The organism is Ekhidna sp. ABH4_415 (assembly GCF_056161305.1).
Genome location: NZ_JBSWYW010000011.1, coordinates 37,273 through 60,291, shown reverse-complemented (window position 1 = coordinate 60,291; position 23,019 = coordinate 37,273). Strand labels below are relative to the sequence as shown.

The 23,019-nt window shown below is 40.9% G+C and carries 24 protein-coding genes; 14 read left to right on the top strand and 10 right to left on the bottom strand.

Annotation, left to right across the window (positions count from 1 at the left end; translation table 11 throughout):
* The first annotated feature begins 57 nt into the window (after nt 1-57).
* Complete coding sequence (locus ACXAH9_RS16810; protein ID WP_474896010.1) at nt 58-525, top strand: YybH family protein; 468 nt, start codon at nt 58-60, stop codon at nt 523-525.
* A gap of 58 nt (nt 526-583) precedes the next feature.
* Here the strand turns inward: ACXAH9_RS16810 and ACXAH9_RS16805 are convergent, their stop codons facing one another.
* Nucleotides 584-1,348 (bottom strand): hypothetical protein, encoded by a 765-nt coding sequence (locus tag ACXAH9_RS16805; protein WP_474896009.1) that lies wholly within the window; start codon nt 1,346-1,348, stop codon nt 584-586.
* Between the two features lie 70 nt (nt 1,349-1,418).
* Here ACXAH9_RS16805 and ACXAH9_RS16800 point away from each other — a divergent pair, with 70 nt between their 5' ends.
* From ACXAH9_RS16800 to ACXAH9_RS16790, 3 genes are all read left to right on the top strand, one after another.
* Nucleotides 1,419-1,742, top strand: a complete 324-nt coding sequence (locus ACXAH9_RS16800; protein ID WP_474896008.1) for a TraR/DksA family transcriptional regulator — start codon at nt 1,419-1,421, stop codon at nt 1,740-1,742.
* Between the two features lie 59 nt (nt 1,743-1,801).
* Nucleotides 1,802-3,541 carry an ABC transporter ATP-binding protein gene (locus ACXAH9_RS16795; protein ID WP_474896007.1) on the top strand — a complete coding sequence of 580 codons (1,740 nt, stop codon included), beginning with the start codon at nt 1,802-1,804 and terminating at the stop codon, nt 3,539-3,541.
* Between the two features lie 170 nt (nt 3,542-3,711).
* Nucleotides 3,712-3,915, top strand: coding sequence for a YgaP family membrane protein (locus tag ACXAH9_RS16790; protein WP_474896006.1), 204 nt, complete (start codon nt 3,712-3,714; stop codon nt 3,913-3,915).
* Nucleotides 3,916-3,918: 3 nt separating this feature from the next.
* On the opposite strand, the gene ACXAH9_RS16785 is transcribed toward ACXAH9_RS16790, so the two are convergent.
* Entirely contained in the window at nt 3,919-4,614 is a 696-nt protein-coding gene (locus ACXAH9_RS16785) for a LytR/AlgR family response regulator transcription factor (RefSeq protein WP_474896005.1), read from the bottom strand.
* Complete coding sequence (locus ACXAH9_RS16780; RefSeq protein WP_474896004.1) at nt 4,611-5,645, bottom strand: sensor histidine kinase; 1,035 nt, start codon at nt 5,643-5,645, stop codon at nt 4,611-4,613. Before ACXAH9_RS16780 ends, ACXAH9_RS16785 begins: the two co-directional genes overlap by 4 nt.
* Nucleotides 5,646-5,849: 204 nt before the next feature.
* Between ACXAH9_RS16780 and ACXAH9_RS16775 the strand changes: the two genes are divergently transcribed.
* Both ACXAH9_RS16775 and ACXAH9_RS16770 read left to right on the top strand, forming a co-directional pair.
* Nucleotides 5,850-7,550 (top strand): serine hydrolase domain-containing protein, encoded by a 1,701-nt coding sequence (locus ACXAH9_RS16775; protein ID WP_474896003.1) that lies wholly within the window; start codon nt 5,850-5,852, stop codon nt 7,548-7,550.
* On the top strand, nt 7,543-8,394 hold the full coding sequence (locus ACXAH9_RS16770; protein ID WP_474896002.1) for a CPBP family intramembrane glutamic endopeptidase: 852 nt from the start codon (nt 7,543-7,545) through the stop codon (nt 8,392-8,394). The genes ACXAH9_RS16775 and ACXAH9_RS16770 overlap by 8 nt, the downstream gene beginning before the upstream one ends.
* 135 nt (nt 8,395-8,529) lie before the next feature.
* Here the strand turns inward: ACXAH9_RS16770 and ACXAH9_RS16765 are convergent, their stop codons facing one another.
* Nucleotides 8,530-11,127, bottom strand: coding sequence for an ABC transporter permease (locus tag ACXAH9_RS16765; RefSeq protein WP_474896001.1), 2,598 nt, complete (start codon nt 11,125-11,127; stop codon nt 8,530-8,532).
* The gene (locus ACXAH9_RS16760; protein ID WP_474896000.1) at nt 11,120-11,458 is read right to left on the bottom strand and encodes a PadR family transcriptional regulator; all 339 of its coding nucleotides are present in this window, start codon (nt 11,456-11,458) and stop codon (nt 11,120-11,122) included. The genes ACXAH9_RS16765 and ACXAH9_RS16760 overlap by 8 nt, the downstream gene beginning before the upstream one ends.
* Before the next feature lie 115 nt (nt 11,459-11,573).
* On the opposite strand from ACXAH9_RS16760, the gene arfB reads away from it, so the two are divergent.
* Together arfB and ACXAH9_RS16750 are read left to right on the top strand one after the other, a co-directional pair.
* Nucleotides 11,574-11,981, top strand: coding sequence for an alternative ribosome rescue aminoacyl-tRNA hydrolase ArfB (gene arfB, locus ACXAH9_RS16755; protein WP_474895999.1), 408 nt, complete (start codon nt 11,574-11,576; stop codon nt 11,979-11,981).
* 256 nt (nt 11,982-12,237) lie between these two features.
* Nucleotides 12,238-13,098, top strand: coding sequence for a DUF6089 family protein (locus ACXAH9_RS16750; protein ID WP_474895998.1), 861 nt, complete (start codon nt 12,238-12,240; stop codon nt 13,096-13,098).
* On the opposite strand, the gene ACXAH9_RS16745 is transcribed toward ACXAH9_RS16750, so the two are convergent.
* Nucleotides 13,089-14,198, bottom strand: coding sequence for a DegT/DnrJ/EryC1/StrS family aminotransferase (locus ACXAH9_RS16745; RefSeq protein ID WP_474895997.1), 1,110 nt, complete (start codon nt 14,196-14,198; stop codon nt 13,089-13,091). The two genes, ACXAH9_RS16750 and ACXAH9_RS16745, sit on opposite strands and share 10 nt — an antisense overlap.
* A complete protein-coding gene (locus ACXAH9_RS16740) occupies nt 14,195-14,797 on the bottom strand; it encodes a sugar transferase (RefSeq protein ID WP_474895996.1) in 603 nt (200 codons plus the stop codon). Before ACXAH9_RS16740 ends, ACXAH9_RS16745 begins: the two co-directional genes overlap by 4 nt.
* A gap of 100 nt (nt 14,798-14,897) precedes the next feature.
* Here ACXAH9_RS16740 and ACXAH9_RS16735 point away from each other — a divergent pair, with 100 nt between their 5' ends.
* Nucleotides 14,898-17,336 carry a penicillin acylase family protein gene (locus ACXAH9_RS16735; RefSeq protein WP_474895995.1) on the top strand — a complete coding sequence of 813 codons (2,439 nt, stop codon included), beginning with the start codon at nt 14,898-14,900 and terminating at the stop codon, nt 17,334-17,336.
* Nucleotides 17,336-17,707 (top strand): hypothetical protein, encoded by a 372-nt coding sequence (locus ACXAH9_RS16730; protein WP_474895994.1) that lies wholly within the window; start codon nt 17,336-17,338, stop codon nt 17,705-17,707. The genes ACXAH9_RS16735 and ACXAH9_RS16730 overlap by 1 nt, the downstream gene beginning before the upstream one ends.
* Nucleotides 17,708-17,709: 2 nt before the next feature.
* On the opposite strand, the gene ACXAH9_RS16725 is transcribed toward ACXAH9_RS16730, so the two are convergent.
* Entirely contained in the window at nt 17,710-18,141 is a 432-nt protein-coding gene (locus tag ACXAH9_RS16725; RefSeq protein WP_474895993.1) for a DUF4920 domain-containing protein, read from the bottom strand.
* Nucleotides 18,142-18,356: 215 nt separating this feature from the next.
* Between ACXAH9_RS16725 and ACXAH9_RS16720 the strand changes: the two genes are divergently transcribed.
* Together ACXAH9_RS16720 and ACXAH9_RS16715 are read left to right on the top strand one after the other, a co-directional pair.
* Complete coding sequence (locus ACXAH9_RS16720) at nt 18,357-18,536, top strand: hypothetical protein (protein WP_474895992.1); 180 nt, start codon at nt 18,357-18,359, stop codon at nt 18,534-18,536.
* Between the two features lie 93 nt (nt 18,537-18,629).
* Entirely contained in the window at nt 18,630-19,874 is a 1,245-nt protein-coding gene (locus tag ACXAH9_RS16715; protein WP_474895991.1) for a tetratricopeptide repeat protein, read from the top strand.
* Here ACXAH9_RS16715 and ACXAH9_RS16710 read toward each other — a convergent pair.
* Entirely contained in the window at nt 19,871-20,284 is a 414-nt protein-coding gene (locus ACXAH9_RS16710; RefSeq protein ID WP_474895990.1) for a hypothetical protein, read from the bottom strand. The two genes, ACXAH9_RS16715 and ACXAH9_RS16710, sit on opposite strands and share 4 nt — an antisense overlap.
* Before the next feature lie 260 nt (nt 20,285-20,544).
* Nucleotides 20,545-21,552, bottom strand: coding sequence for a quinone oxidoreductase family protein (locus ACXAH9_RS16705; protein ID WP_474895989.1), 1,008 nt, complete (start codon nt 21,550-21,552; stop codon nt 20,545-20,547).
* A gap of 85 nt (nt 21,553-21,637) precedes the next feature.
* On the opposite strand from ACXAH9_RS16705, the gene ACXAH9_RS16700 reads away from it, so the two are divergent.
* On the top strand, nt 21,638-21,973 hold the full coding sequence (locus tag ACXAH9_RS16700) for an arsenosugar biosynthesis-associated peroxidase-like protein (RefSeq protein ID WP_474895988.1): 336 nt from the start codon (nt 21,638-21,640) through the stop codon (nt 21,971-21,973).
* Nucleotide 21,974: 1 nt separating this feature from the next.
* Nucleotides 21,975-23,012 (top strand): arsenosugar biosynthesis radical SAM (seleno)protein ArsS, encoded by a 1,038-nt coding sequence (gene arsS / locus ACXAH9_RS16695; RefSeq protein ID WP_474895987.1) that lies wholly within the window; start codon nt 21,975-21,977, stop codon nt 23,010-23,012.
* Nucleotides 23,013-23,019: the final 7 nt, after the last annotated feature.

Sequence of the window (23,019 nt, the reverse complement as noted above, 5' to 3'; positions counted from 1 at the left end):
CACTATAGCATTCTATTCGTATATCTAAAGATTCATGAAGGCATTAACCCAGGTGAAATGAAATATTGTATCGTTTTAGTTTGCGCCCTTCAATCATGCTCTACCCCTATTCAAAACGGATTCTCAAACCAGAATAAGGATGATATCAATAATATCAGAAAAACTTATGTAAGAGGTTGGTTAGCTAATCAGCCTGAAACAGTCCTGAACTTGTTTCACAGTAATGCTACAATCATTCCAAGCGGCATGGCTCCTATTCAGGGTATTGAGGATATCGAAAAGTACTGGTTCCCAAATGACAGCTCAACCACCACAATCCATTCGTATGAAGTAGAGTTGCTTGAAATCCATTGTACAGACTCAATGGCATATTCACTGGAAAAAGGAGTTTTAGACTTTACCTATGAAAAAGGTGATTTCTCCATGTCTAAAACCTCAACTTCTCACGCAACTACTGTCTACAGTAAGCAGACCGATGGTGAATGGAAAATCATTTCGCGTATGTGGACACAATTAAATAAGTGATAGCAACAAAAAAGCGATCCAAAAATGAATCGCTTTTCAAATAATGAATTAGTAAATACTAGCTTGGCCAGGTTCCGGAACTTGAAACAGATCCATCTGTATTGTAGTAAGTATACGTTCCGGCAGACCCAGCAGCATTCCATGTTGCTTCATAGTAAAGGCTACCATCAATGGTGTAACTCATCTCACCTGAGTTGTCTGCATTTACGTCTATGTCAATAACAAACCCACTATTTGAATCAGTAACGACAAAATTGAAAGAACCATCGGCATTTTCCTCCCATGTATATCTGATTACAGGTATGGATTCGACTTCAGAAACCCCAATTGCCGATCCATAGACTTCCATGTATCCCTGATTTGCGGATTTAGATTGCTCAGCATAAATGAATAATTCAGGATCCGACCCATTCTGAGAAAAGAAAATCTGAAAGACATACGCGCTGCTTGTTTCGCAAATCTGATAAGCTACTGTAAATGTATCATTACCACTATTTGCAGTGTAGGTATATACTACAGCCTTTCCACCACAAGTACCAATCGGTACACTTGATTGCTGTGCACCACTGGGTTGATTAAATAAAGCCAACCAACCGGTCATTGCATTAGCTGCCGATAAGTTGGAGCTAATTTGCAACGCATTCTGGTCTCCAGAATTATTCAGGTTCGTAATAACCGTCTGATCGATCGGAGGGTTACTTACGTCAAACGCAAACTCAACGTCGCTCAGATCAACTGTTTCTTCATCATCGCTCCCGCATGAAATGCTGAAAAGGAGTGCAAATACCGCTAAAAGCAGTGTGAGTTTTCTTAGGTGTTTCATATTGAATCTTTTTATAATTCTAAATTACATAGTATGTCGTTCCAAACAGCATTTTTAGCTAGTTTCGGATATGGAAGTCGATGAAATACGTAAAAAAATCGAGGAGGAAATCAGTAAAACCATTTTGCTGATCAATGAATATAAGGAGCAATCCAAACCTGTCTCTTTAGACAATTCAATTGGTCGGATTTCCAGAATGGACGCCATAAATAATAAGAGCATTACTGAATCAGCTTTGCGTCAAGCCGAAGGAAAGCTATCCAAGCTTAATCAGGCATTAGACAATATTGGCAAACCGGGATTTGGCCTATGCATCAAATGCATGCAACCGATTCCCATTGGCAGAATCTTATTGATGCCGGAGAGTAATAAGTGCGTGAATTGTGCCCAATAAACTGGCTAGAATTTTTCTCCAAAAGAACCATTTCTTAAAAAGTCAGGTTTAGCACTTCAATGAGCAAAAACAAAAATGTCACCTTCGCCTGGGCAGTCAAAAACATCATCTGGCCAAGACGTAAAACCATCCTAATAGGGTTGCTACTTATTGTCATAAGCAGACCTGCAGGTTTGGTATTGCCGGCAGCAACCAAATACTTGCTTGATGATGCAGTACCTAACAAAGATTTCGCGATGCTGAAACTGATCGTGATCATCATTGTGATCTCATTGGCAGTTCAAGCCATCTCATCATTTTTGCTCACACGAATACTAAGCGTAGAGGCTCAGTTTCTGATCTCAGAATTGAGAGTAAAAGTCCAAAAGAAGATCCTCTCCTTACCCATCAACTTCTTCGATAATAATAAATCCGGGTCATTGGTATCTCGTATCATGACGGATGTAGAAGGTGTTAGGAACCTGGTCGGGACAGGCTTGGTTCAGCTCATTGGAGGTACAATCACCTCTGTTTTGGCACTGATTCTTCTAATTAACATCAGTCCTTCGATGACCGTTTTCACCCTCGTACCTGTCGGGCTGTTTGCGTTTATTGCTTTGAAGGCATTTGGAAGGATAAGACCAATTTTCCGTGAGCGTGGAAAACTCAATGCAGAAGTGACCGGCCGATTGACAGAAACGCTAAACGGCGTACGAGTCATCAAAGGATTCAATGCAGAAGAATCTGAAAACAAGACTTTTGAAGATGGAGCCAGAAGATTGTATGAAAATGTTAAATCTAGCTTAACAGCCACTGCAGTAGTTACAAGTTCCGGTACGTTTTTGATTGGATTTGCCAGTGCAGGTATCCTGGCAATGGGTGGCTATTTCATGATTGAAAATGAACTTACATCGGGCGAGTTAATATCCTTCATCTCTCTGCTCGCCTTCATGATTGCTCCGATCGTTCAGATGAGCAACATTGGCAGTCAACTCACTGAAGCATTTGCCGGACTTGACCGGACAGAAGAGATCATGAAGATGGATCCGGAGGATATGACCGAAGATCGTCCAATCATGCTGGAGGAAGTCAAGGGTGATATCAAATTCATTGACGTTTCGTTTTCCTATGAAGAAGGTAAAGAGGTACTTAAAAACATATCATTTCATGCCCCTCCGGGTTCAGTCACTGCATTGGTTGGTAGCTCAGGCTCAGGTAAATCAACCACCGCAAGTTTGGCAGCAACGTTTCTAAGTGCCAAAAAAGGAATTGTTTCGATTGATGGATATGACATTACGAAAGTAAACCTCTCGAGTTATCGAAAGCATTTGGGTGTCGTGCTTCAGGATGACTTTCTATTCGAAGGTACTATTAGGGAAAACATTCTTTTCCCACGTCCTGATGCCTCAGAAGCTGAATTGCTCGATGCAGTTAAAGGTGCCTATGTTAATGAATTCACCGATCGATTTGAGGACGGTCTGGATACCGTAATTGGCGAACGTGGAGTGAAACTCTCCGGAGGACAAAAACAGCGAATTTCCATCGCACGCGCATTATTGGCAAATCCTAAGATTATCATCCTGGATGAGGCGACTTCTAATCTGGATACTGAAAGCGAAACCTATATCCAAAAGAGTTTGGATGGGCTGATGAAAGACCGAACCACGTTTGTGATTGCGCACCGTCTGAGTACCATCAAAAAAGCAGATCAGATATTGGTTATTGAAGACGGTGAAATCGTCGAGCGAGGCACACATGATGAGTTGATATCCAAAAAGGGTCGCTACTTCGATCTGTATACGTATCAAAGCAGAATTTAATTAGCTTCTGACCTGACATAAATCAGATTTTTAAATGCATTTCCTGTCTACGTTTGAATTGTGAGCAGGGAGAAACTAGCAAAACTTATCGGCGTATGCATTTTATGCGTCACTATCGTATATGGTATTACCCTGATCACAGAATTTTTATCAAACTAAATATCAATGAGATGAAAAAGAACATGGGATCAGTGGATCGGGTTATTAGAGTGATACTTGCCGCAATTATGTCATACCTCTATTTCACTAATGTGATCACAGGTACATTAGGACTAGTATTGATCATATTGGCAGGCGTATTTGTTCTTACCAGCTTCATCAGTTTCTGCCCGTTATATGCTCCTTTTGGAATTAAAACCTGTAAGACTCAGTAGAGACTAATTTGAAAATTTCTCTAAGACTTCCTTTCGATAAGATGATCCTATCGGAATAGCCTTGTCACCTACCTGCAGTTGGTATGCCTCTACTTTATTCACTTTTGAAGTGGCTACTGCGTACGAACGGTGTGTTTGAATGAACCGATCGTCAACTTTGCTCAAAGCGTCTTTCATCGTGCAAAGGACCATGATAGATTCCTCACCGGTCACAAACTTGGTGTAGTTGCCATCTGCTTCCAGGTACAAAAGATCTTCCAAGTTGATCCGATGAATAGTGGTGCCACTTTTGACAGAGATCACCTTGTCATGGTTTAGTGATGGAGCTGTAGGTGCCGATTCCACGCGCTTTCCAACTGTGCCAGCTTTATTCACTGATTTCAGAAATCGACTAAAGGATATCGGCTTCATCAGGTAATCCAGCGCATCTACTGAGTAGCTTTTGACGGCATATTCACTGTAAGCAGTGGTGAATATAACCTGCGGCTTTTGCGTGAGAGATTCCAACAATTCAAACCCATTCAGGCTCTGCATATTGATATCCAGAAAGATCAGATCTACCTTATTCTTTTCGAGGAAGTCTGCCGCCTGAACCGGATCAGTAAACGATGCTACCATTTCCAGTTTCTCTACCTTCTCGGCATGCAACTCAATGACCTTGAGCGCATGTACTTCGTCATCTATGGCAACACACTTCATAATGAATTCAAAATAACTAATCTAACCCGAAATAAGTCATCGCTCTCGTTCACACTCAGTGAATGTTTATCATTGTAAATTAGGCTCAATCGCTTCTTCACATTGTTTAACCCCACTCCACTGGAAGGAATGGTTTCTGTTCGCTCAGCCTTTTGATTCTTTACTTCAAACACAAAATGACCTTCCTCAAGGGCAATTCGAATCTCAATCGTGGTTTTGGCGTGATTGGAAACACCGTATTTAAAGGCATTCTCCACAAACGGAATCAATAGCATCGGAGCAATGTAGAAATTAGATATAGTTTCAGGATGATCGAATTGAACCTTAACCTGCTTATTGAAGCGCAGCTGCTGCAGATAAAGGTAATCGCTGATGTATTGAATCTCTTCCTGTAGTGCGACCTTATCCTCCCCTGTTTTATCAAAGACATATCGCATCATTTCGGACAATACACTGATCCCTTCGGCGGTTTTCTCATCTCCGGATTGCAGCGACATGGAATAGAGATTATTAAGTGCATTAAACAGGAAATGGGGATTGATCTGACTTTTCAATACATCCAATTCCGAACGCAGTTGATGTTCATTGATCTTTCGCTTGGTACGTTCATTGGCAAACCAGTCTTTGGAAAACCGATAGGCAAAAGCAACAATCACAACCAAAACATGTGTGAATAGCACCATCACCACCAACTCAGACCAAATACCACTATCTATCGAATTTCCACTTGAACGATAAAAAGTAGAGTCAATCAATACCTCCACTGTAGAAACGAATGAAAATAAAACGATCAGCCGGATGATAAATATTCCCGTGCCCCTTTTCAATGTGATCGGGATCAGATAAAAGGCAATACCGTAGAAGAGAATCAGATTAAACACCGTACCCAAAACGGATGGCCACAGCAATGAGCCATCCCCAGAATTGAAGACACCAAACGTCAGGTCAAATGCAGGATAATTGAGAAGCAATAGCCCCAGTACAATCACCAACACATGGATTAGCCACTCAAATGGTTTGATTTCTTTCATTTCCAGCCAAAAATAAGCGGTATCTACTTCTGAATAGTCTTTGGTTGATCAGTACTTACTCACTCTTGACGAACACCCTTAAAAACTACACGAACGCTTTCATCAATTACTTTTCAATGTTCATCACGAATACTTGATGGCTGGTGTATCTCATTTTATTGGGTCAGGAATTCAGCCGAACCTTGGATTAAACTCATAAAAACGATGAAAAAATCCATCCTATTCTTATTGCTCATTGCTTCACAGATGTTGCTACAGGCACAGTCTGATATGGAAGCCATTCGCTCAGAATTTAAGGAGCGTATTACCAAAACCATGAAAAAAAGTAAAGTGGTTGGCGCCTCAGTTGCCGTTGTTTCCTCTGAAGGAATTCTTTGGGTCGACAACTTCGGATATGAAGATGTCGAAAATGAAAAACCAGTCACCGATGAAACCATCTTTGGAATTGGATCAGTAACCAAAGTATTGACTTCAACTGCGGTCATGCAACTAGCTGAGCGAGATAAAATTGACATTGATAACCCATTGAGTCAATATTTGCCTTCTTTCCGGATGCAAGATAACAGCGATGGAGTCACACCTAGAAATGTGATGACTCACCACTCCGGCTTACCTTCTGACATCTTCAAGGGTATGTTCAGTGAACAACCGGAAGATTACAAGTGCCTGGTCAATTACATCAACGATGAGTACATGGCCGGACCACCCAATCAGATTCGGACTTATTCAAATCCCGGCTATACCCTACTCGGGCATATGATTGCTGAGGTCAGCGGCATGGAGTATCCGGAATATATTGAATCAAGTATCCTTCAACCGCTCGGAATGAACAACACAGAATTCAACGCATTGGAAAAAGCAAGCAAGACCTACGATGGAAAAGGAAAAAGCCAATCAGATGTGAATTTGAGGGACACTCCTGCAGGTGGATTATTCACTTCCTCAAAGGATCTTTCTAAATTCTTACAAGCATTCATGAGTGAATCTAAAGATTTATTAAAGCCTGATACCTATCAGCAAATACTGGAGCAGCAGCACAAAGACACTCCGTTGGATTTTGGTGACCGATACGCGCTGGGGTGGAGCATGACGAGTCGTCCGCATGCCGGTGACATCTATTACCACACAGGTACCACGCTTTACTTCAATGCTGCGATGGCCTTCTCTCCTACAGCTGATGTTGGTGTGATCATTCTCACCAATTCTGCCAGAGGGCGAAGTGTATACCGGGAAGTGCACAACATCATCGATAAGGTGGCGGAAAGCAAAGGGCTGGCGCGAGCAGAACAGAAATCGACAGAGTTAGGAGCAAAAGATCGAATAAAGGTAGCATCAGAAGAACTGGATCAATACACAGGCATTTATGCCGCACCAGGAGCGTATATTGATGTTTATCGCAAAAACAAAAAGCTGTTTATGAAACTGCAAGGCTTGCGATTGGAGTTGATTCCTGTAGAAAACAACCAATTCATTCCGAAGGTAATTCTTCTGCATCTCATCCCTATTCGGTTGGGTGATCAACGAGTGATGTTTGAGGAAGTGGACGGCTACCCGCTCATGACCAGCCTGGAGGAAGGTAATCCTAAAGAGCTGATTGCCGCTCGATTTGAAAAGCAAGAAGTACCGGAGGCATGGAAATCAAGAACGGGGGACTATGAGATCATCAATCCCCTGCCGGGAGAAATTCCATTCTTCGGAGACTTCAGCATTGCTGAAAAAGATGATTTAATGGTCTTCTCCTTCAAGACAACTACTGACGGTCAGAACATCGAAATGGTGATGGATTTCATAAGTGATGACCGAGCGAAAGTAGCCGGACTGGGCAGATACGGTGGGCAGTCCATCACCTATAAAGATGGAATCATCAAAGCATTTGGAAACGAACTAAAGAAGATCAATGAATAAGCTAAAACAACTCAGCAAAAAAGGATGGCAGTTTGTAGGACTTACTGTTGTTCTATCTGCCATCCCCTACTTCTTCATCATTACTGATGGAGATACAGGCTCTAGTTGGACGCTCCTCCTAATGTGGATGCCCGGACTGGCAGCCATCATCCTTCGACTGGTTCATAAAGAAGGACTGTTTAGTAATTTGGTTTGGAATCCACTCAAAGGGTGGAAATGGATATTACTGGCTGCATTCATTCCGTTTACGATCGAGATTCTGACAATCATCCTCAGTGTGTTGACAGGTGCAGCAGAGCTGAAACAAGGATTCATTACACTGGAAGATGGTCAGGTTGGTTTGAAAGGTATGGCCATGCTAATGGGTGCTTCCGCACAGCCTTGGTATGTGTTCATTCCCAATTTCATCCTCTCCTATTTTGTAGGAATGCTTTTGTATAGCCTGTTCATTGCCTTTGGTGAAGAGTTGGGTTGGAGAGGCTACCTACAAAAAGAATGGGCATCAACAAACTCATTAGTTGGATTCCTGATGATCGGTGTGATCTGGGGTTGGTGGCACCTTCCCGGTATCCTATTAGGCCATAATTATCCGGATTATCCGGTGCTAGGCGGAATTGTATTGATGCCGATGGTGACGATCTTATTCTCGATTGCTTTTGGTGTGGCTTTCAATAAGCAACGTGTGATCTGGGTACCGGTGATCTTCCATGGAGCTGTTAACATTAGCGCAGAGATTTCCAATGTAGGATTAGTAGAAGAAACCATGAATCGTCCATTGAACGATGTGATATGGACCGGACTTTGGGTAATCGCGGCGTTTGTCGTTTGGGTTAAAAGGAGGTGACGGAGGTCACCTCTTTGTTTATTCTTTCGAAGCGATTACATGATTTAGTATAGATGGTTCACTCCGCTGCGCTGCGTTCAGAATGACAAGTTCCATAAATAAATGAGTGCGTGTCACCCTGAGCCTGTCGAAGGGTTACTCATTCCTTATACTCTCCGTCGGATCTGAAATAGCAGCACCATAGGTTTTGAAAGCAACTGTGATCAATGCAATCACGACTGCCAGCAGTCCACCAACAACAAACACATACCAATAGTCGAGGATATTGATCCGGTATGCATAACCTCCCAACCATTGGCTGATGAAGTACCAGGCTACTGGGATAGCCACTACAGAAGCAACTATCACTAACCAAACAAACTCTCTCGATATCAATCCGATGATTTGTTGTGCAGTGGCACCAAGCACCTTTCGAATGCCTAGCTCCTTTTGTCTCCTCTGAGCTGAGTAGGTAGCTAGACCAAAAATTCCTAAGCAGGCTAGAAAGATCGAAAGCCCTGAAAATGTACTGAAGACCCGTGCTTGTTTCTGCTCATTTTCATACAATTCCGCTAATCGATCGTCCATAAACTGATACGACATAGGAAATCCGGGAGCCAGTTCTTCAAACGTCTGATCGATGAATAGCAATCCCTCTTTGACATTTTGCATATTCATTTTTACCAACATCTTTCGGTGAAATCCACCCGACAATATTGCTAATGGCTCTATTGCATCTTTCAAAGTATTGAAGTGATAGTCTGCTGCCACGCCTATCACGGGAGCATCGCTGATGTCCCAGTTGGGCATGGTCACCTTCCTACCTATTACCTCATCAGGAGTTAGTCCAAGTTCTGTCACCGCGCGCTCGTTAATGATCACACGATAATCTTCATCGGAAGTAATCTCTTTTGAAAAATTTCGACCCGCTATGATGTCAATACCAAGCAAGTCAAAATACTCCGTATCAGTAAACAGGGTGCGCATTCTATATGGTTCATTTAAGCCGGTCACCTGAAAGCTAGATGCGTCATGAAAACCTCCGGGTTCTCCCGAAACCTGCGTTACTCCATGAATGTTGGCATTCGCCATCAGTCGATCCTTCAACTGCTCACGTTGACTTCTTATTTCGCTATTGTTGAGATCTACCAGTACCAGCGCTTCTTTGTTGAAGCCGAGATCTTTCGCGTTGAGGTATTGGGTTTGTACTCCAATGAGAATGGACGCTACAATCAAAAAGATTGAAATGGCAAACTGCGTTACTACCAGCGCTTTTCTAAGTCCCACTCTTTTTCCTGATGAAAGCTTCCCTCCTCTTAGGATACTCACTGGTTTAAATCCCGAAAGCAACATGGCAGGATACACCCCGGCACACAGTAGTATAATGGCGGTCAACCCGAGAAAGAATAGTATGACATTTATATCAAACCATTGAAGTGTCACATCCAGACCGAAGTAATTATTGAAAGCAGGATTAAGCAGTTCGCATAATCCCACGGACAAAATCAATGATAGCAACAATATCAAAAATGACTCTGACAAAAACTGAACAATCAATCGAGATTTACCTCCTCCTAGCACCTTACGCACACCTACTTCCTTGGCACGCATAAATGACTGTGCAATGGAGAGGTTGACATAATTGAAACAGGCGATGAACAAAATAGCTATGGCCACCGCTGAAAGGGTAAGAATGGATGAAAGGTTTCCATGCTTAGCCGGATCATAGCGCGTCTCATCATTGAAGTAGACATCTGTTAGTGGCTCAAGTTCCAGATCAATTCGCTTACCAGATCGGGCAAAGTCCTCTCCCAGGTATTTATCAATGAATGGGACCAGGTTATCCGTTACATTTTGTGCTCGCTGAGGGCTCGGGATTTTAACATAGGTCATCAGGCCATTATTCCACCATCCGCCAAACCACTCAAATCGCTCCATTAATCCGATGGAGAAAGCCATACTAAAGTCGATGTGTGTTTCTCCCGGCAGCTCATCCATAATGCCGGATACAATAAACTCAAACTCATTATCAACCTCGAGCACCTGTCCCATTGGATCCTCATCCCCGAAGTACTTTTTAGCTGATGCCTGTGTGAGAACTACTGCATTTACTGTCGAGAGGACTGTTTCAGGATTTCCTGTTTTCAATGGATATGAAAAGAACTCGAAGAAGTTCTGATCTGCGAATAATAAATTATCCTCAACAAATCGCCTTTCACCTACAGCCACTAGCCCCTCCTCAGGTAATACTCTCACGGTTGCAGTTATATCTGAAGGAAAATCTGTTTTAAGAGCCTCCGCATAGGGTACGGATGTCACTCCAATCCGATAAGGGGTTCCATTCATTTCTGAAACTCTTATAACACGATAGATTTGGTCTTTATCCGCATGGAAATCGTCTGTTGTGACTTCTCCGACTAAGTAGAAATACAGAAAAATGGTGGCAACCAATCCCATGGAAAAACCAAAGATGCTAATAAGGGAGGTTGATTTATTTCGATAAAGGTTCCGAAATGTGAGGATTGGATTGAAAATTAACATAGGTCCAGCGTTTGAGTTTTTGAATGATTTCAGTGTAGATGGTCGCAGGTAGGTTAACACCTGATACCAATATTTTAGTCCTTTAAAATTCGATTGGCTAAGAATGGTATAATATTCATGAAGGTTACCTTCAACCTCCTCCACCAACTCACTTTTACATAACCAGCGAACCAGTTTCAATGAAAGTTTCGGTGGTTGGAGATCCTTAGGCATGACTGAATTTTAATTCGACTGCCGGCACCTGATTCCACAGATTGGCCCGCATTTCCTTTACTTCATTTAGTGCCAACTTTCCTGCAGCAGTCAGTTCATAAATACGCTTTCTTCTTCCACCTCTTTCATTAGTGGCTCCACCCATCTCTGATTTTAAGAAATCTTTTTGCTCCAAGCGAGCAAGCGTGGTATGTAGTGCCCCCATAGAAATGGAACGATTAACCTGATTTTTAATCTCATCCTTGATACGAAGCATGTATGCTTCTTCCTGTAAGATGAGCACGACAAGCAATAGCAGCTCTTCAAATTCTCCTAGATTGGTTCCCTTCATGTCTATTAGTTTCTATTTTGCAGACTAATATACGAAAGGAATAATTTATTTGTTTCGATAAAGTAGAAAGAAATAAAATATAGGATCTAAATAATCCAAATATTGTTAATGTGATATGAGTCGTATAACAGCAAGCCAAATAAGAAAAGAAGTAGAAATCTCGACTGCCCGAAGTGGGGGTCCAGGTGGTCAAAACGTAAATAAAGTAGAAACGAAAGTCATCCTGCGATGGAATGTTGGAAAATCAGCGGTTATGTCCGACCTGCAAAAGCAAATGGTCCGTACAGCTCATTCAAGCAAACTCACGAAAGAAGATGACCTAATCGTCACAGCAGATGGCAAACGATCACAACTCAAAAACAAAGAAATCGCCTTCAAAAAGCTGGATCGGATGCTTGCCAAAGCTTTCACTAAAAAGAAGAAACGAAAGCCCACACAACCTACTAAAGCTGCAAAAAGGAAACGCCTAGAGTCCAAGAAAAAGCATAGTGAGAAGAAGAAATGGAGGCAAAAGCCTGTTTGAACTGAAAATAAGCATAATACTTAAATAATTATAAGATTTTACCCCAGCATAACAAGGTGAGGCTCTTTCGTAATATTGTATAAGTATTTGCTAGTTATGGCAACATTAATTTTCTCATTAATATTAGTAGCCGTGTTTGTGACGTTAGAACAAACATGGTTTACACGCAAAAGCAAACGATTAGGGTGATTATTTGTAGAAATTGTTTTCCGACCAGCACTGGTCGGAAACTTTTCTGCAATATTTTTGAGTCCTAATGAGAACGCTCCTCACTTTAGCTCTGCTCTTCTGCTGCCTCGCAGCTAGTTCCCAAAACTTTTTGTCCTGGCAATACAACGACCGATACTTCTCTCTATCAGTAGGTACGGGTACTTCCACCTATTTTGGTGAGCTCAATCAACGGAACAGCATCAATGACGACCTTTCTCAATTTAGTTTCGGAGTAGAAGCCCGTTTATTAAACCGGGTGGGGGCGCGAATAGAGGGTTCTTTTTTTACGCTATCCGGTGATGATAAAAATGCCCCGGACAGTACTTTTCAAAGGCAAAGAAATCTCTCGTTCCAATCGAGAAACATGCATTTCCAATTTCATGCAATCTATTACCTGAAGCCCTACCAAGGTGATTATTATAAGCGATGGACGTTTGACCCCTACCTATTTACAGGGGTTGGCTATATGAAATTCACCCCTACTGCTGAGCTAGGTGGAGAGCGCTATAAGCTTAGAGAAGCTCGTACGGAAGGTGTTGATTATAAAAAGTGGGTAACGACCATTCCTGTTGGTATCGGGGGGAAATTCAAAGTGAATGAGTTTCTGAATGTCAATCTGGAAATCTCCTACCATTATGCTTTCACTGACTATCTGGATGATGTCTCCAACACTTATGCTTCGGAATTTACAAATTCCACCGCTGAATTGCTGGCCGACCGAAAAGATGAGGTGGGTGTAGTTAACCCTGAATTCTATGATCAAATTCAACCCGGGGCAAGAAGAGGTGACCCGGATACCAATGATAGTTTCCTTCAAATAAGCTTAAAGGCTGAAATTTTTCTTCCTCCTGATCTATTTTCCAGAAAAAACAAGGCCATTATTAAGAAGCCCTCAGCCTACGACTGAAACCATTTTTTCACTGTGGCTATCACATCGTCCTGCTCATCAGTAGTCAGCCCAGTACCTGAAGGTAAGCAAATGCCTTTTTCAAATATTTCTTCACATACTCCACTTCCATGAAAGGCATAATCATCATACACCTTATGTAAATGAAGCGGTTTCCATAACCTGCGCGACTCGATGTTTTGATTATCCAAAAATTGGATTAAGTCCATAATGTTCCTGGTGGAATCATTTAGGGTGCAGGTAGTCAACCACCTGTTAGAAAAGCTGTTAGTGGGTTCCTCCAGAAATTCAAAATAGCTATTTAGCGCATCTTTGTACCGATCAAAAATCGCTCTTTTCTTTTCAATGAAAGATTCAAGCTGCTTCAACTGACCTATCCCAATACCAGCCAGAACATTACTCAGCCGGTAATTGTATCCTACTTCCTTATGATCATACGTTAGTTGGCCACTATTCGCTTGAGTTGCAAGATGAATGGCTCTGTTTTTTTCTTCAGCATGGCATATAAATGCTCCACCCCCACTAGTTGAGATAATTTTGTTTCCGTTGAAAGATAAAATGCCATAGTCACCGAAAACACCCACTTCTTGATTCTTCAATCGAGCTCCTAAGGCTTCAGCTGCATCTTCTATAACGATGATATTGTGTTCTTTAGCTATTCGGATTATTTCATTCATCTGGGCAGGCATCCCATATAAGTGCGTGACTATTAGTGCTTTGGGTATTTTTGTACAATTAACCAGATATTCAGCCAATACCTCCGGATCCAGGTTCCAGGTTTCCTCTTCACTATCAATAAAAATCGGGATAGCTCCCTGGTACAACACAACATTCGCACAAGCTGCAAACGTAAATGAACTAACAAGCACATGATCATTTACTCCAACCCTTGCCATAATCAATGCCAGATGCAAAGCTGAAGTACCAGAGTTGAGAGCAACCACCTCTCTACCCTTATATTTCTTAGCAAGTTCAGATTCAAACGCATTAATAGACGGGCCTACTGGTGCTATCCATCCACTGGCCAGAGATTTTAAGACCTCTTCCTGTTCCTTCTCTCCCACATTGGGTGGAGATAAATATATGCGTTGATCTTTCACCTTTTTTGTGCGTATTCACTAAAGGTAATGGTCTTTTCATCTTTGTATGAAGTCAAATCCCTTTTAAAAACTTCAAGAAATGTTTTTAGCAAAATTTTCATATCCAGCTTGAATGAGATGTTATTCACATAAAAAATATCCAGCTTCATTCGTTCTTCCCAGTTTATCGAATTTCTACCATTTACCTGTGCGAATCCGGTGACCCCCGGTAAGACCAGATGTCTTGTTTTCTCTTCGTCATTATAGTGCTTAAGGTACTCAACTAATAGTGGCCTGGGACCCACAAGAGACATATCTCCCTTCAGAACATTTAACAATTGAGGCAATTCATCCAGTGAATAAGAGCGAATTAATCGGCCTAACCGAGTCATGGACTTTTCATCAAAGTCAGTTCTAAACGTACGGAATTTCAAAAGCTTAAATTTAGATTCATTCCTACCTACTCTTGTGTGCAAAAACAATGGTGATCGCATAAAGTGAAACGATAAAACTACGGCGATAATAATTTGAAACGGCAATGAAACGAGCAGGAAAATCAGCGCAAACAATCGATCGAAAACAGGCTTGATCCCTCTCTCATAAAATTTACTGCGCCTCATAATGCTAAAAATAGGCATTACCCTATTTATTTGATATTTTTCACCTCAAATTAGTTTTTATCAATCAGTAAGAAATAGCCGAACAGGCTCCATCGGTTTCATGAAAACATTTCGTTTCGTCATCTCCTTCAGTATCGCCTTAGCCATTGGAATCGCATTAAACACCAAAATAGGTGCCATTCCTCCCCTAGGTAAATTTCTTAGCCCCTTCCACGGGTTTTGGCAAAACGCAGAAAATGTTGCAATCGATATAGAGTCAGAATCAGTGGAGGGATTATCCGATAGCGTGAATGTTTATTTTGATGAGCTACTAATCCCTCATGTTTTTGCCAGTAATGAAAAAGATCTTTTCTTCACTCAGGGATATGTTACCGCCTACCATCGTCTGTGGCAAATGGAATTTCAACTCTACTCAGCAGCCGGAAGGTTAGCAGAAATCCTGGGGCAAGAAATTGGAAATACCAGCCTGGTTGATATCGATCGCAGGATGCGTCGCATTGGACTAATGCATGGTGCCAGAAAATCTGAAGAGTTGTTTAAAAAGGAAGAGCCGGAGGTTTACAAACTTATTCAATCATATAGTGCTGGTGTTAATGCCTACATCGAATCCTTGTCCTATGCAGACTTACCAATTGAGTACAAGCTGTTAGATTATGAACCTGAGGAATGGACACCATTGAAATGCTTCCTGTTAATTGCAAACATGAACAATATGCTATCTCGGGGTGAGCGTGATCTGGAACACACAAATGCACTAAAAAAATGGGGCCGTGAGGTGTTCGAAATACTCTATCCGGAAAGACCCGATGTAGTAGATCCGGTTATTCCAGTCGGTACTGCATTTGATTTTGATCCAATTGTTGTTGAGAAACCGGATGTGACCTTTCCACTCTATTTCACTGATCCTATGATCGAAAATCCAAATCCAGATAATGGTAGCAACAGCTTTGTGGTTAATGGAGAGAAAACGGCAAACGGCAAAGTAATTCTGGCAAATGAACCGGATTTGAGTCTTAACCTTCCAAGCATCTGGTACATTATGCAATTGAATAGTCCTACGCTCAATGTCATGGGTGCCACTTTACCGGGAGGTCCGGGTGTCACCATCGGCTTTAATGATTCGATCGCCTGGGGTAACACCAATGCTAAGAGAGATTTGGTTGACTGGTACTACATCCAGTTTAAAGATGACTCCAGGGAGGAATACCTCTACAATGATAATTGGGTGCCTACCAAAAAGGTAATAGAGGAGATCAAAGTTCGAGGATCATTCAGCTATTATGATACCATCATTTATACCCATCACGGTCCGGTGGTTTATGATCGAAATTTCACAAATGATCGAAGTGAGATTACAAACCTGGCAATGAAATGGATCGCACATGATGCGAGTAAAGAGATAAAAGCTCTTTATTTAGGTAATAAGGCAGAAAACTATGACGAATTTGTTGAATCATTCAGCTATTTCAGTGGGCCACCACAAAACTATTCGTTTGCTGCGGCAAACGGCGACATTGCCCTGTGGATCAATGGAAAGTTTCCTGTGAAATGGGAAGAGCAAGGGAAATTCTTGATGGATGGAAGTAATATCGATCATGAATGGAAAACATATATGCCCAGATCGCACAATCTTCACGTGAAAAATCCACCTCGAAATTTTGTCAGCTCAGCCAACCAACATGCTGCGGACACCCTATACCCTTACTATCAATATGATTATAACTATGAGTATTACAGAGGTAGACGGATCAATGATCGTCTACGAGTGATGGATGAAATCACGGTGGAAGATATGATGAATTTGCAGCATGACAACTTTAATTACAATGCATCAGAGGCATTATCCATGATGCTGGATAGCCTAGATTCAGCTTCATTTACTGATAGAGAGTGGGATTATTACAATAAACTGGCTGGTTGGGATTACTTCAATAATCCGGATTTACAGGCTCCAACTATCTATGAAGTTTGGTGGAGAAAACTGAATAGCAAGCTTTGGGACGAGATTGACAGTAGCGAAGTGGCGGTTTACAGACCCAATTGGTATACCACGGTTGAGATATTAAAAAGTGAAAGAGACTTTTTTATGATTGATAATCAATCCACTTCTGTAACGGAATCTAGAGGTGACCTAATCCGACAAACATTTAAGGAAACGATTGAGAGCCTGGAAGAATACCTTGAAGAAGAAGGCAACTCGCTGCTCTGGTATCAGTATAAGAATACGACAATCAGACACTTGCTAAGAATTAAACCTTTCAATGAAGGAAAAGTAAAGATTGGCGGGAATCGTCATATTGTAAATGCAGCTTCCAGCTCTCACGGCCCTTCCTGGAGAATGATTGTGGAACTCGGCGGTGGAGAAGTGAATGCCTGGGGTGTTTACCCGGGAAGTCAGTCTGGAAATCCGGGAAATCCTACCTATGGCCATTTGATTGATGATTGGGCAAGCGGTGAATATCATGAACTATTATTTGAGCGATCACTTTCTCCAAATCAACCAGAAATAACACATAGCATTACACTTAAATCGAAATAATGAAGCTAATAATCCGACTGATCGTAATAGGCGCACTTACGTATTTTCTGTCACCATTTTTTACCTGGTGGACGGCTATGGTGGTGGCTTTTCTGGTATGCTACATTTCCCCTTCCTCAGGATTGAATGCTTTTGTAGCGGGATTTCTGGGAGTGGGCCTGGTCTGGATGGGGCATGCATGGAACATAGATGTGCTTAATGAATCAGCATTCAGCACCAAGGTGGCTGAAATCATGCAAGTCAGCGACCCGATTTTGTTGGTTTTTGCGACGGGGCTTATAGGAGGGCTGGCCGGAGGATTTGCTTCTCTCTCCGGCACCAGCTTTAGATCACTATTTATTAAGCCAAAACAGAGGAGTCTGTATAGCTGAATTTAGCCTTCTTTTACAAGAACTCCATTTGCCACAAAGCTGATGGAGTTTCTCATCGATTCATCATACTCCTTTCCCCCATCTTCTGCGTAGTGTCGTGCTTCATCCTCATCCAGTATTTCTTTCTTTGCTATTCCTTCAATGATTACCTCACTCCCGCTTATGTCCTTTGGGACAAAAAAGCCATAATCTTTAAATGTTACCCGGATGTTAGCCCCTTTATCATTTTTGAGGGTCATCCAGCAACCTTTCATTTGACAAACCTCTTCAATAGTACCACGCACTTTAAACTCCTGATCTTCTTCATTTACTTTAGATAGAAAAGAATCTGTATTCAAAGCATTGTCTGAGGTAATCTCAGCACCATGACTTGAAAACTTTTCTGCTGGGGCCGTGCAGGCAATAGCTATAAGTGCAATAACAAAATATTTCATGCGTATGATTTTTTATTTCAGCGAATATAAATCCCTTATGAGCTAAAACAATTCTCTATCAATAATCAATATTACAAATAATTTTGTTTACACATAACTGTCTTATAATCAAAACGTTACCGCGACAAAAATAATTTATTAAAAAAATATAATAGTTATGTGTAAAATAATTTTTTTTTCTATATTTGAATCATCATTAAAAACCTTATTGAGTTATGAAAAGAAAACTATTTACAGCCCTCGTAATTGTTGGAGCAATGGCATTCACTGCTTGTTCAGAAGATGCAGCTATGGAAGAACTAATTCAAGATACTGAGCTAAATTCACAGCTTACAGACCCAGATGGTGATGGAGGTGATGATCCAGATGATCCAACTGGCGGAAGCATCAGTTAATGTAAGCAATGGCTATATTTGACGAAAGATTCCTAAAACGCTGAGTAATTTCAGCGTTTTTTTTTATCATTGTTGTAAGAACAGTTATTAGGAATGGTCAAGCACCTGTTGCTTTTTACTTATTTACTCTCAACTTTGTCGGTGTTTTCTTTTTCATTAAAAGAAAAGGAACTTCAATCAATCTATTCCCTAACAAAAACCAACATTGATTCTGCCTATTCGGTATCCTATGATTATTTGAACAGATGCAATGAAGAAAATGACTATTACGGAATAGTCAAACTCAATTATTTGCTAGGTTTTATGCATTATAGAGATAATGACATTGGTAAATCTGTTCTGCACTACCTGGAAGCTATACGATATAGTGATAAAGCGACTTACGAAGGTGTTATAAATGACAAAATATCTGTCAGAAAAAATCTCGCTCACATATATCGGATATATAAGGTTAATGACCTAGCCGTTAATTATTATCTGGAAGCAATACAGATTGCAGAGGAAATTAATGATCAAAATAATATTGTAGCTTCCAAATTCAATCTCGCTCTCACTTACATTGAGAATGAACAAACCGATCTAGCTATTTCAACTTTCGAAGAAATTTTTGAGCTTTCATCGACGGAAAGAAAGAAACGTATTCTTAATGAAATTGGATTAATCCATTGGAAGTCTGGTGACCTGGAAAAGGCTAAGAATTATTTTTCAGAATTACTTAATGATGATGGGAGCTTTATACTTTACACAGCCAAAGCACTACATAACTTAGGCGAAATTGAATATGAACTAGGTAACAGTATTGAAGCAATTAGATTAATTGAAAGCTCAATTGAGTTAAAAAATGAAATAGAAGAAGTGGATAAAAGAAGCTTATTTATTTCATATAAGGCATTGGGTGACTTCTTATTTCAAACAGGCTCCTTCAAAGAAGCAAAAAAGGCATACGCTTATGCTGAACCTTTGGTCTCATCTGTACAAAATGAAGTTTTTTCATATGAGCTATTCAGATCTTTATCACAATTAAACTATGAACTTGGTAATCAACCTGAAGCAAGGGAATATAGCTCGATATACTCCAACAGTGTAGACAGTTATTTGGAGATGCAGCTAAAAATTCAAGAGACTGATAAGCAGTATAACATAGACCTGATTACCAAAAGATATATGGATGAAGTTGCCAGGCAAGAACGAATCGCTTCCATCCTGTTTTACTCCAAATTAATTTCAGGAACATTACTTGCACTTCTACTATTCTCAGTAGGATACAACTGGTATCAGAAAGTGAGATTGAGAAGGAGTATCGTAAGGGAGTTGGTAGATCTGAAGATTATCGATTAAACCTTCAATTTTAGCTTTTCTTTCAAAACATTTAGCATACCCTCCTGGCGTTCATGCAATAGAATGAGTTTATTCTTTTGCTCAGACGCCTCATCCATCAAAAAAGAAACTAATTCTTCCAATTCAAGTACTTCATGAGAGTCAGGTTGCTCCAGTCGCATCTTTACAAATAGCTCCTTAATACGCGCCTGGAGATTTACATGTGTAGGTGCAAATTCCTTGGAGGTAACAATATCATCGTTCCACATCGATCCCTCTCCCTTGATTAGCCAATCTGCATTTAGCTTGTCATAGGTTTTAAGGATATTGTGAATAAGGTCGTAGCTTGGCTTGCTTCTTCTTCCTTTGATAATATTAAAAATGACCGTTACACTTACCTCCAAACTTTCAGAAAATGAGGTTGGATTCATATCAAGAACCCTAATCAATTTATGTATCCGATCATTTATCATGTGATAAAAATAATGAATTGTTTTAAATCTTAAAAAAAAGAAGGGATCCCGGCGGGGAACCCTTCATCATTAAGAACCAGCTATGGAAAATAGATACTCACTATCTATACTCGAATTTATAAGCTTTTAATTACCTAACAAAGGTTTTTTCAATTTTTTTTATCAATTGATAATACCAAAGAGGTATTGGGAATAATTCAACATTTTTCTACGAACAATTAGAACCGGACGACTAACTTTCCAACTGATTCACGTGATTCCATATATGCATGAGCTTCAGGTAGTTGCGAGAAATCGAAAACCTTCCCCACAACAGGTTTCAGTTTATGCTCTTTTACAAATGTGAAAAGCTCATCCCAAATTTCCGCTGTTAATGCTTCGTTTTCTGTCAAATAACCAATGTGTGACGCGAATACTCCCTTGCTCTCAGTAGCCATTTTCATCATGTTTACCTTCGGTGCATCCAGGTATGTTTTTACCCAGGAAAAGGGATTCCAGATTTTAAGATTCATGCTTGCAAACCCAATGACAACTAAGCGACCAAAAGAATCAAGCAGTTTCATACTCTTCTTGAACACCTCCCCACCTACGGTTTCCAAAACACAATTAACCTTACCTCCATCATTTATTATCTCCTGATAAAAGTCCTTTTCCCTGTAGTTTATTGGAATTCCTCCTAGCTCTTTAATTAAATCCAATTTATAATCTCTACTTGCTGTCCCATAAACCTTACACCCTAATGCTTTCCCTATCTGTACCGCAGCGGTCCCTACACCACCGGCAGCCGCTTGTATCAAAATGCGCTCACCTGACTCTACTCTGCAAAGTTTTTTTAGAGCCACCCAGGCGGTCATAAAATTCACGATATATGCTGCATTTTCTTCAGGAGTGAATTCATCAAAAGCAGGAAAGCATAGGTGTTCTGGAGCGCAAACATATTCTGCATATGAACCATACTGCTGACCTACAATCACCTTATCTCCTATTTTGTATTTCTTAGCGTTCTCTCCTAGCTCAACTACTTCACCAAAGCATTCCATTCCCATAACGTAGGGTTTTTTGGGTGCCCAGCTGTACTGCCCCTTGCGCGAAAGTATCTCTGCATAGTTGATCCCTATTGTTTCCACTTTCACCTTTACTTGACTAGAATCCGGTGAGGGCTCAGAGATATTTTCGATCTTTAAAATCTGAGGTTTACCTGTTTTTCGTAATTGATATGCTTTCATACGTAATGATTATGACGTTTGGCCTGATTTGTAAAAACGCAGGCAATTTAATGTTTTAACTTCACGAGTATAACTAACAGCAAAAATGAAAGAGACTTATTATAACAGAGAAGATCTAAAAAAATTCGGTAAGGTTTCTGAATGGCAGAAAGAACTTGGTGACAAATTCTTTGATTACTACAGTAGTGTATTTGAAGAAGGGGCCCTGACCGCAAGAGAGAAGTCGCTGATTGCTCTCGCAGTGGCCCATGCCATCCAATGCCCATACTGTATCGATGCATATACGGATGATCTGCTGAAAAAAGGGGTGGACGAAGAACAAATGATGGAAGCACTGCACGTAACAACAGCGATTAGGGGTGGTGCTTCATTGGTACATGGTGTACAAATGATGAACCAGGTGAATGACAAATTGATGTAATATGTTAAAGTCGCTAAAAAGGCAAAACCACAAACTATCCTCTCCAGAGGGACAAATCGAGGTGTTGGAAGATGTTGATTCAATCAATATCACAAAATTTGAAGATAGGGTTTCGGATATCGGTTTATTTCCTTTGAAGCCTACCAACATAGAGATTTTTCAAGTGAACGTTGGAAAGATGTGCAACCAGGTGTGTGCGCATTGTCATGTAGATGCAGGACCAGACCGAAAGGAGATCATGACCAGGGAAACAATGCAGCAATGCTTGGATGCAATTCGAGACACGGATATAAAAATAGTAGATCTAACGGGAGGTGCTCCGGAAATGAACCCCGATTTTAGATGGTTTGTAGAGCAGATTACTGCTATGGGTAAGCAGGTAATCGTCCGTTGTAACCTTACCATTATCCTGGCCAATCCTAAATACAATGACCTGCCTGACTTCTTTAAAAAACACCAGGTAAACGTTGTGTCAAGTCTACCCTATTTTACAGCTAAAAGAACAGATGCTCAACGGGGTGATGGGGTTTTTGATAAGTCGATCAAAGCACTCCGAATGCTCAATGCAGTAGGGTATGGCAAAGCAGGTGCGGACCTAAAACTTGATCTGGTATATAATCCTGCAGGGGCTTTCTTGCCTGGAGATCAGGCCTCTCTTACTGCTCAATTCAAAAGAAAGTTACGTGAATATGAAATTGAATTTAATGACTTATTTGCAATTACCAACCTGCCGGTAAGCCGATTCTTAGAGTATCTGGTAAAAACGGAGAAGTACGAGGATTATATGAATGAACTGGTCAATGCATTCAATCCAGCTGCAGCAGAGGGGGTCATGTGTAGAAACACGCTTAGTGTAAGCTGGGATGGATATTTATATGATTGCGACTTCAATCAAATGCTGGAGCTCAAAGTCAATGCACCCAGTCACATCAGCCAGTTTGATATTGCAGCTCTGGAAAAGCGTGAGATCATTCTCAATCAACATTGCTATGGATGTACCGCAGGTGCCGGATCCAGCTGTGGTGGTGCCACTACATAAAAAAAGT

Excerpts from the sequence above, each read along its gene's own strand:
- ACXAH9_RS16810 (WP_474896010.1), top strand. The coding sequence starts at position 58 with ATGAAATATTGTATCGTTTTAGTTTGCGCCCTTCAATCATGCTCTACC.
- ACXAH9_RS16805 (WP_474896009.1), bottom strand. The coding sequence starts at position 1,348 with ATGAAACACCTAAGAAAACTCACACTGCTTTTAGCGGTATTTGCACTC.
- ACXAH9_RS16800 (WP_474896008.1), top strand. The coding sequence starts at position 1,419 with ATGGAAGTCGATGAAATACGTAAAAAAATCGAGGAGGAAATCAGTAAA.
- ACXAH9_RS16795 (WP_474896007.1), top strand. The coding sequence starts at position 1,802 with ATGAGCAAAAACAAAAATGTCACCTTCGCCTGGGCAGTCAAAAACATC.
- ACXAH9_RS16790 (WP_474896006.1), top strand. The coding sequence starts at position 3,712 with ATGAAAAAGAACATGGGATCAGTGGATCGGGTTATTAGAGTGATACTT.
- ACXAH9_RS16785 (WP_474896005.1), bottom strand. The coding sequence starts at position 4,614 with ATGAAGTGTGTTGCCATAGATGACGAAGTACATGCGCTCAAGGTCATT.
- ACXAH9_RS16780 (WP_474896004.1), bottom strand. The coding sequence starts at position 5,645 with ATGAAAGAAATCAAACCATTTGAGTGGCTAATCCATGTGTTGGTGATT.
- ACXAH9_RS16775 (WP_474896003.1), top strand. The coding sequence starts at position 5,850 with ATGAAAAAATCCATCCTATTCTTATTGCTCATTGCTTCACAGATGTTG.
- ACXAH9_RS16770 (WP_474896002.1), top strand. The coding sequence starts at position 7,543 with ATGAATAAGCTAAAACAACTCAGCAAAAAAGGATGGCAGTTTGTAGGA.
- ACXAH9_RS16765 (WP_474896001.1), bottom strand. The coding sequence starts at position 11,127 with ATGCCTAAGGATCTCCAACCACCGAAACTTTCATTGAAACTGGTTCGC.
- ACXAH9_RS16760 (WP_474896000.1), bottom strand. The coding sequence starts at position 11,458 with ATGAAGGGAACCAATCTAGGAGAATTTGAAGAGCTGCTATTGCTTGTC.
- arfB (WP_474895999.1), top strand. The coding sequence starts at position 11,574 with ATGAGTCGTATAACAGCAAGCCAAATAAGAAAAGAAGTAGAAATCTCG.
- ACXAH9_RS16750 (WP_474895998.1), top strand. The coding sequence starts at position 12,238 with ATGAGAACGCTCCTCACTTTAGCTCTGCTCTTCTGCTGCCTCGCAGCT.
- ACXAH9_RS16740 (WP_474895996.1), bottom strand. The coding sequence starts at position 14,797 with ATGAGGCGCAGTAAATTTTATGAGAGAGGGATCAAGCCTGTTTTCGAT.
- ACXAH9_RS16735 (WP_474895995.1), top strand. The coding sequence starts at position 14,898 with ATGAAAACATTTCGTTTCGTCATCTCCTTCAGTATCGCCTTAGCCATT.
- ACXAH9_RS16730 (WP_474895994.1), top strand. The coding sequence starts at position 17,336 with ATGAAGCTAATAATCCGACTGATCGTAATAGGCGCACTTACGTATTTT.
- ACXAH9_RS16725 (WP_474895993.1), bottom strand. The coding sequence starts at position 18,141 with ATGAAATATTTTGTTATTGCACTTATAGCTATTGCCTGCACGGCCCCA.
- ACXAH9_RS16720 (WP_474895992.1), top strand. The coding sequence starts at position 18,357 with ATGAAAAGAAAACTATTTACAGCCCTCGTAATTGTTGGAGCAATGGCA.
- ACXAH9_RS16715 (WP_474895991.1), top strand. The coding sequence starts at position 18,630 with ATGGTCAAGCACCTGTTGCTTTTTACTTATTTACTCTCAACTTTGTCG.
- ACXAH9_RS16710 (WP_474895990.1), bottom strand. The coding sequence starts at position 20,284 with ATGAATCCAACCTCATTTTCTGAAAGTTTGGAGGTAAGTGTAACGGTC.
- ACXAH9_RS16705 (WP_474895989.1), bottom strand. The coding sequence starts at position 21,552 with ATGAAAGCATATCAATTACGAAAAACAGGTAAACCTCAGATTTTAAAG.
- ACXAH9_RS16700 (WP_474895988.1), top strand. The coding sequence starts at position 21,638 with ATGAAAGAGACTTATTATAACAGAGAAGATCTAAAAAAATTCGGTAAG.
- arsS (WP_474895987.1), top strand. The coding sequence starts at position 21,975 with ATGTTAAAGTCGCTAAAAAGGCAAAACCACAAACTATCCTCTCCAGAG.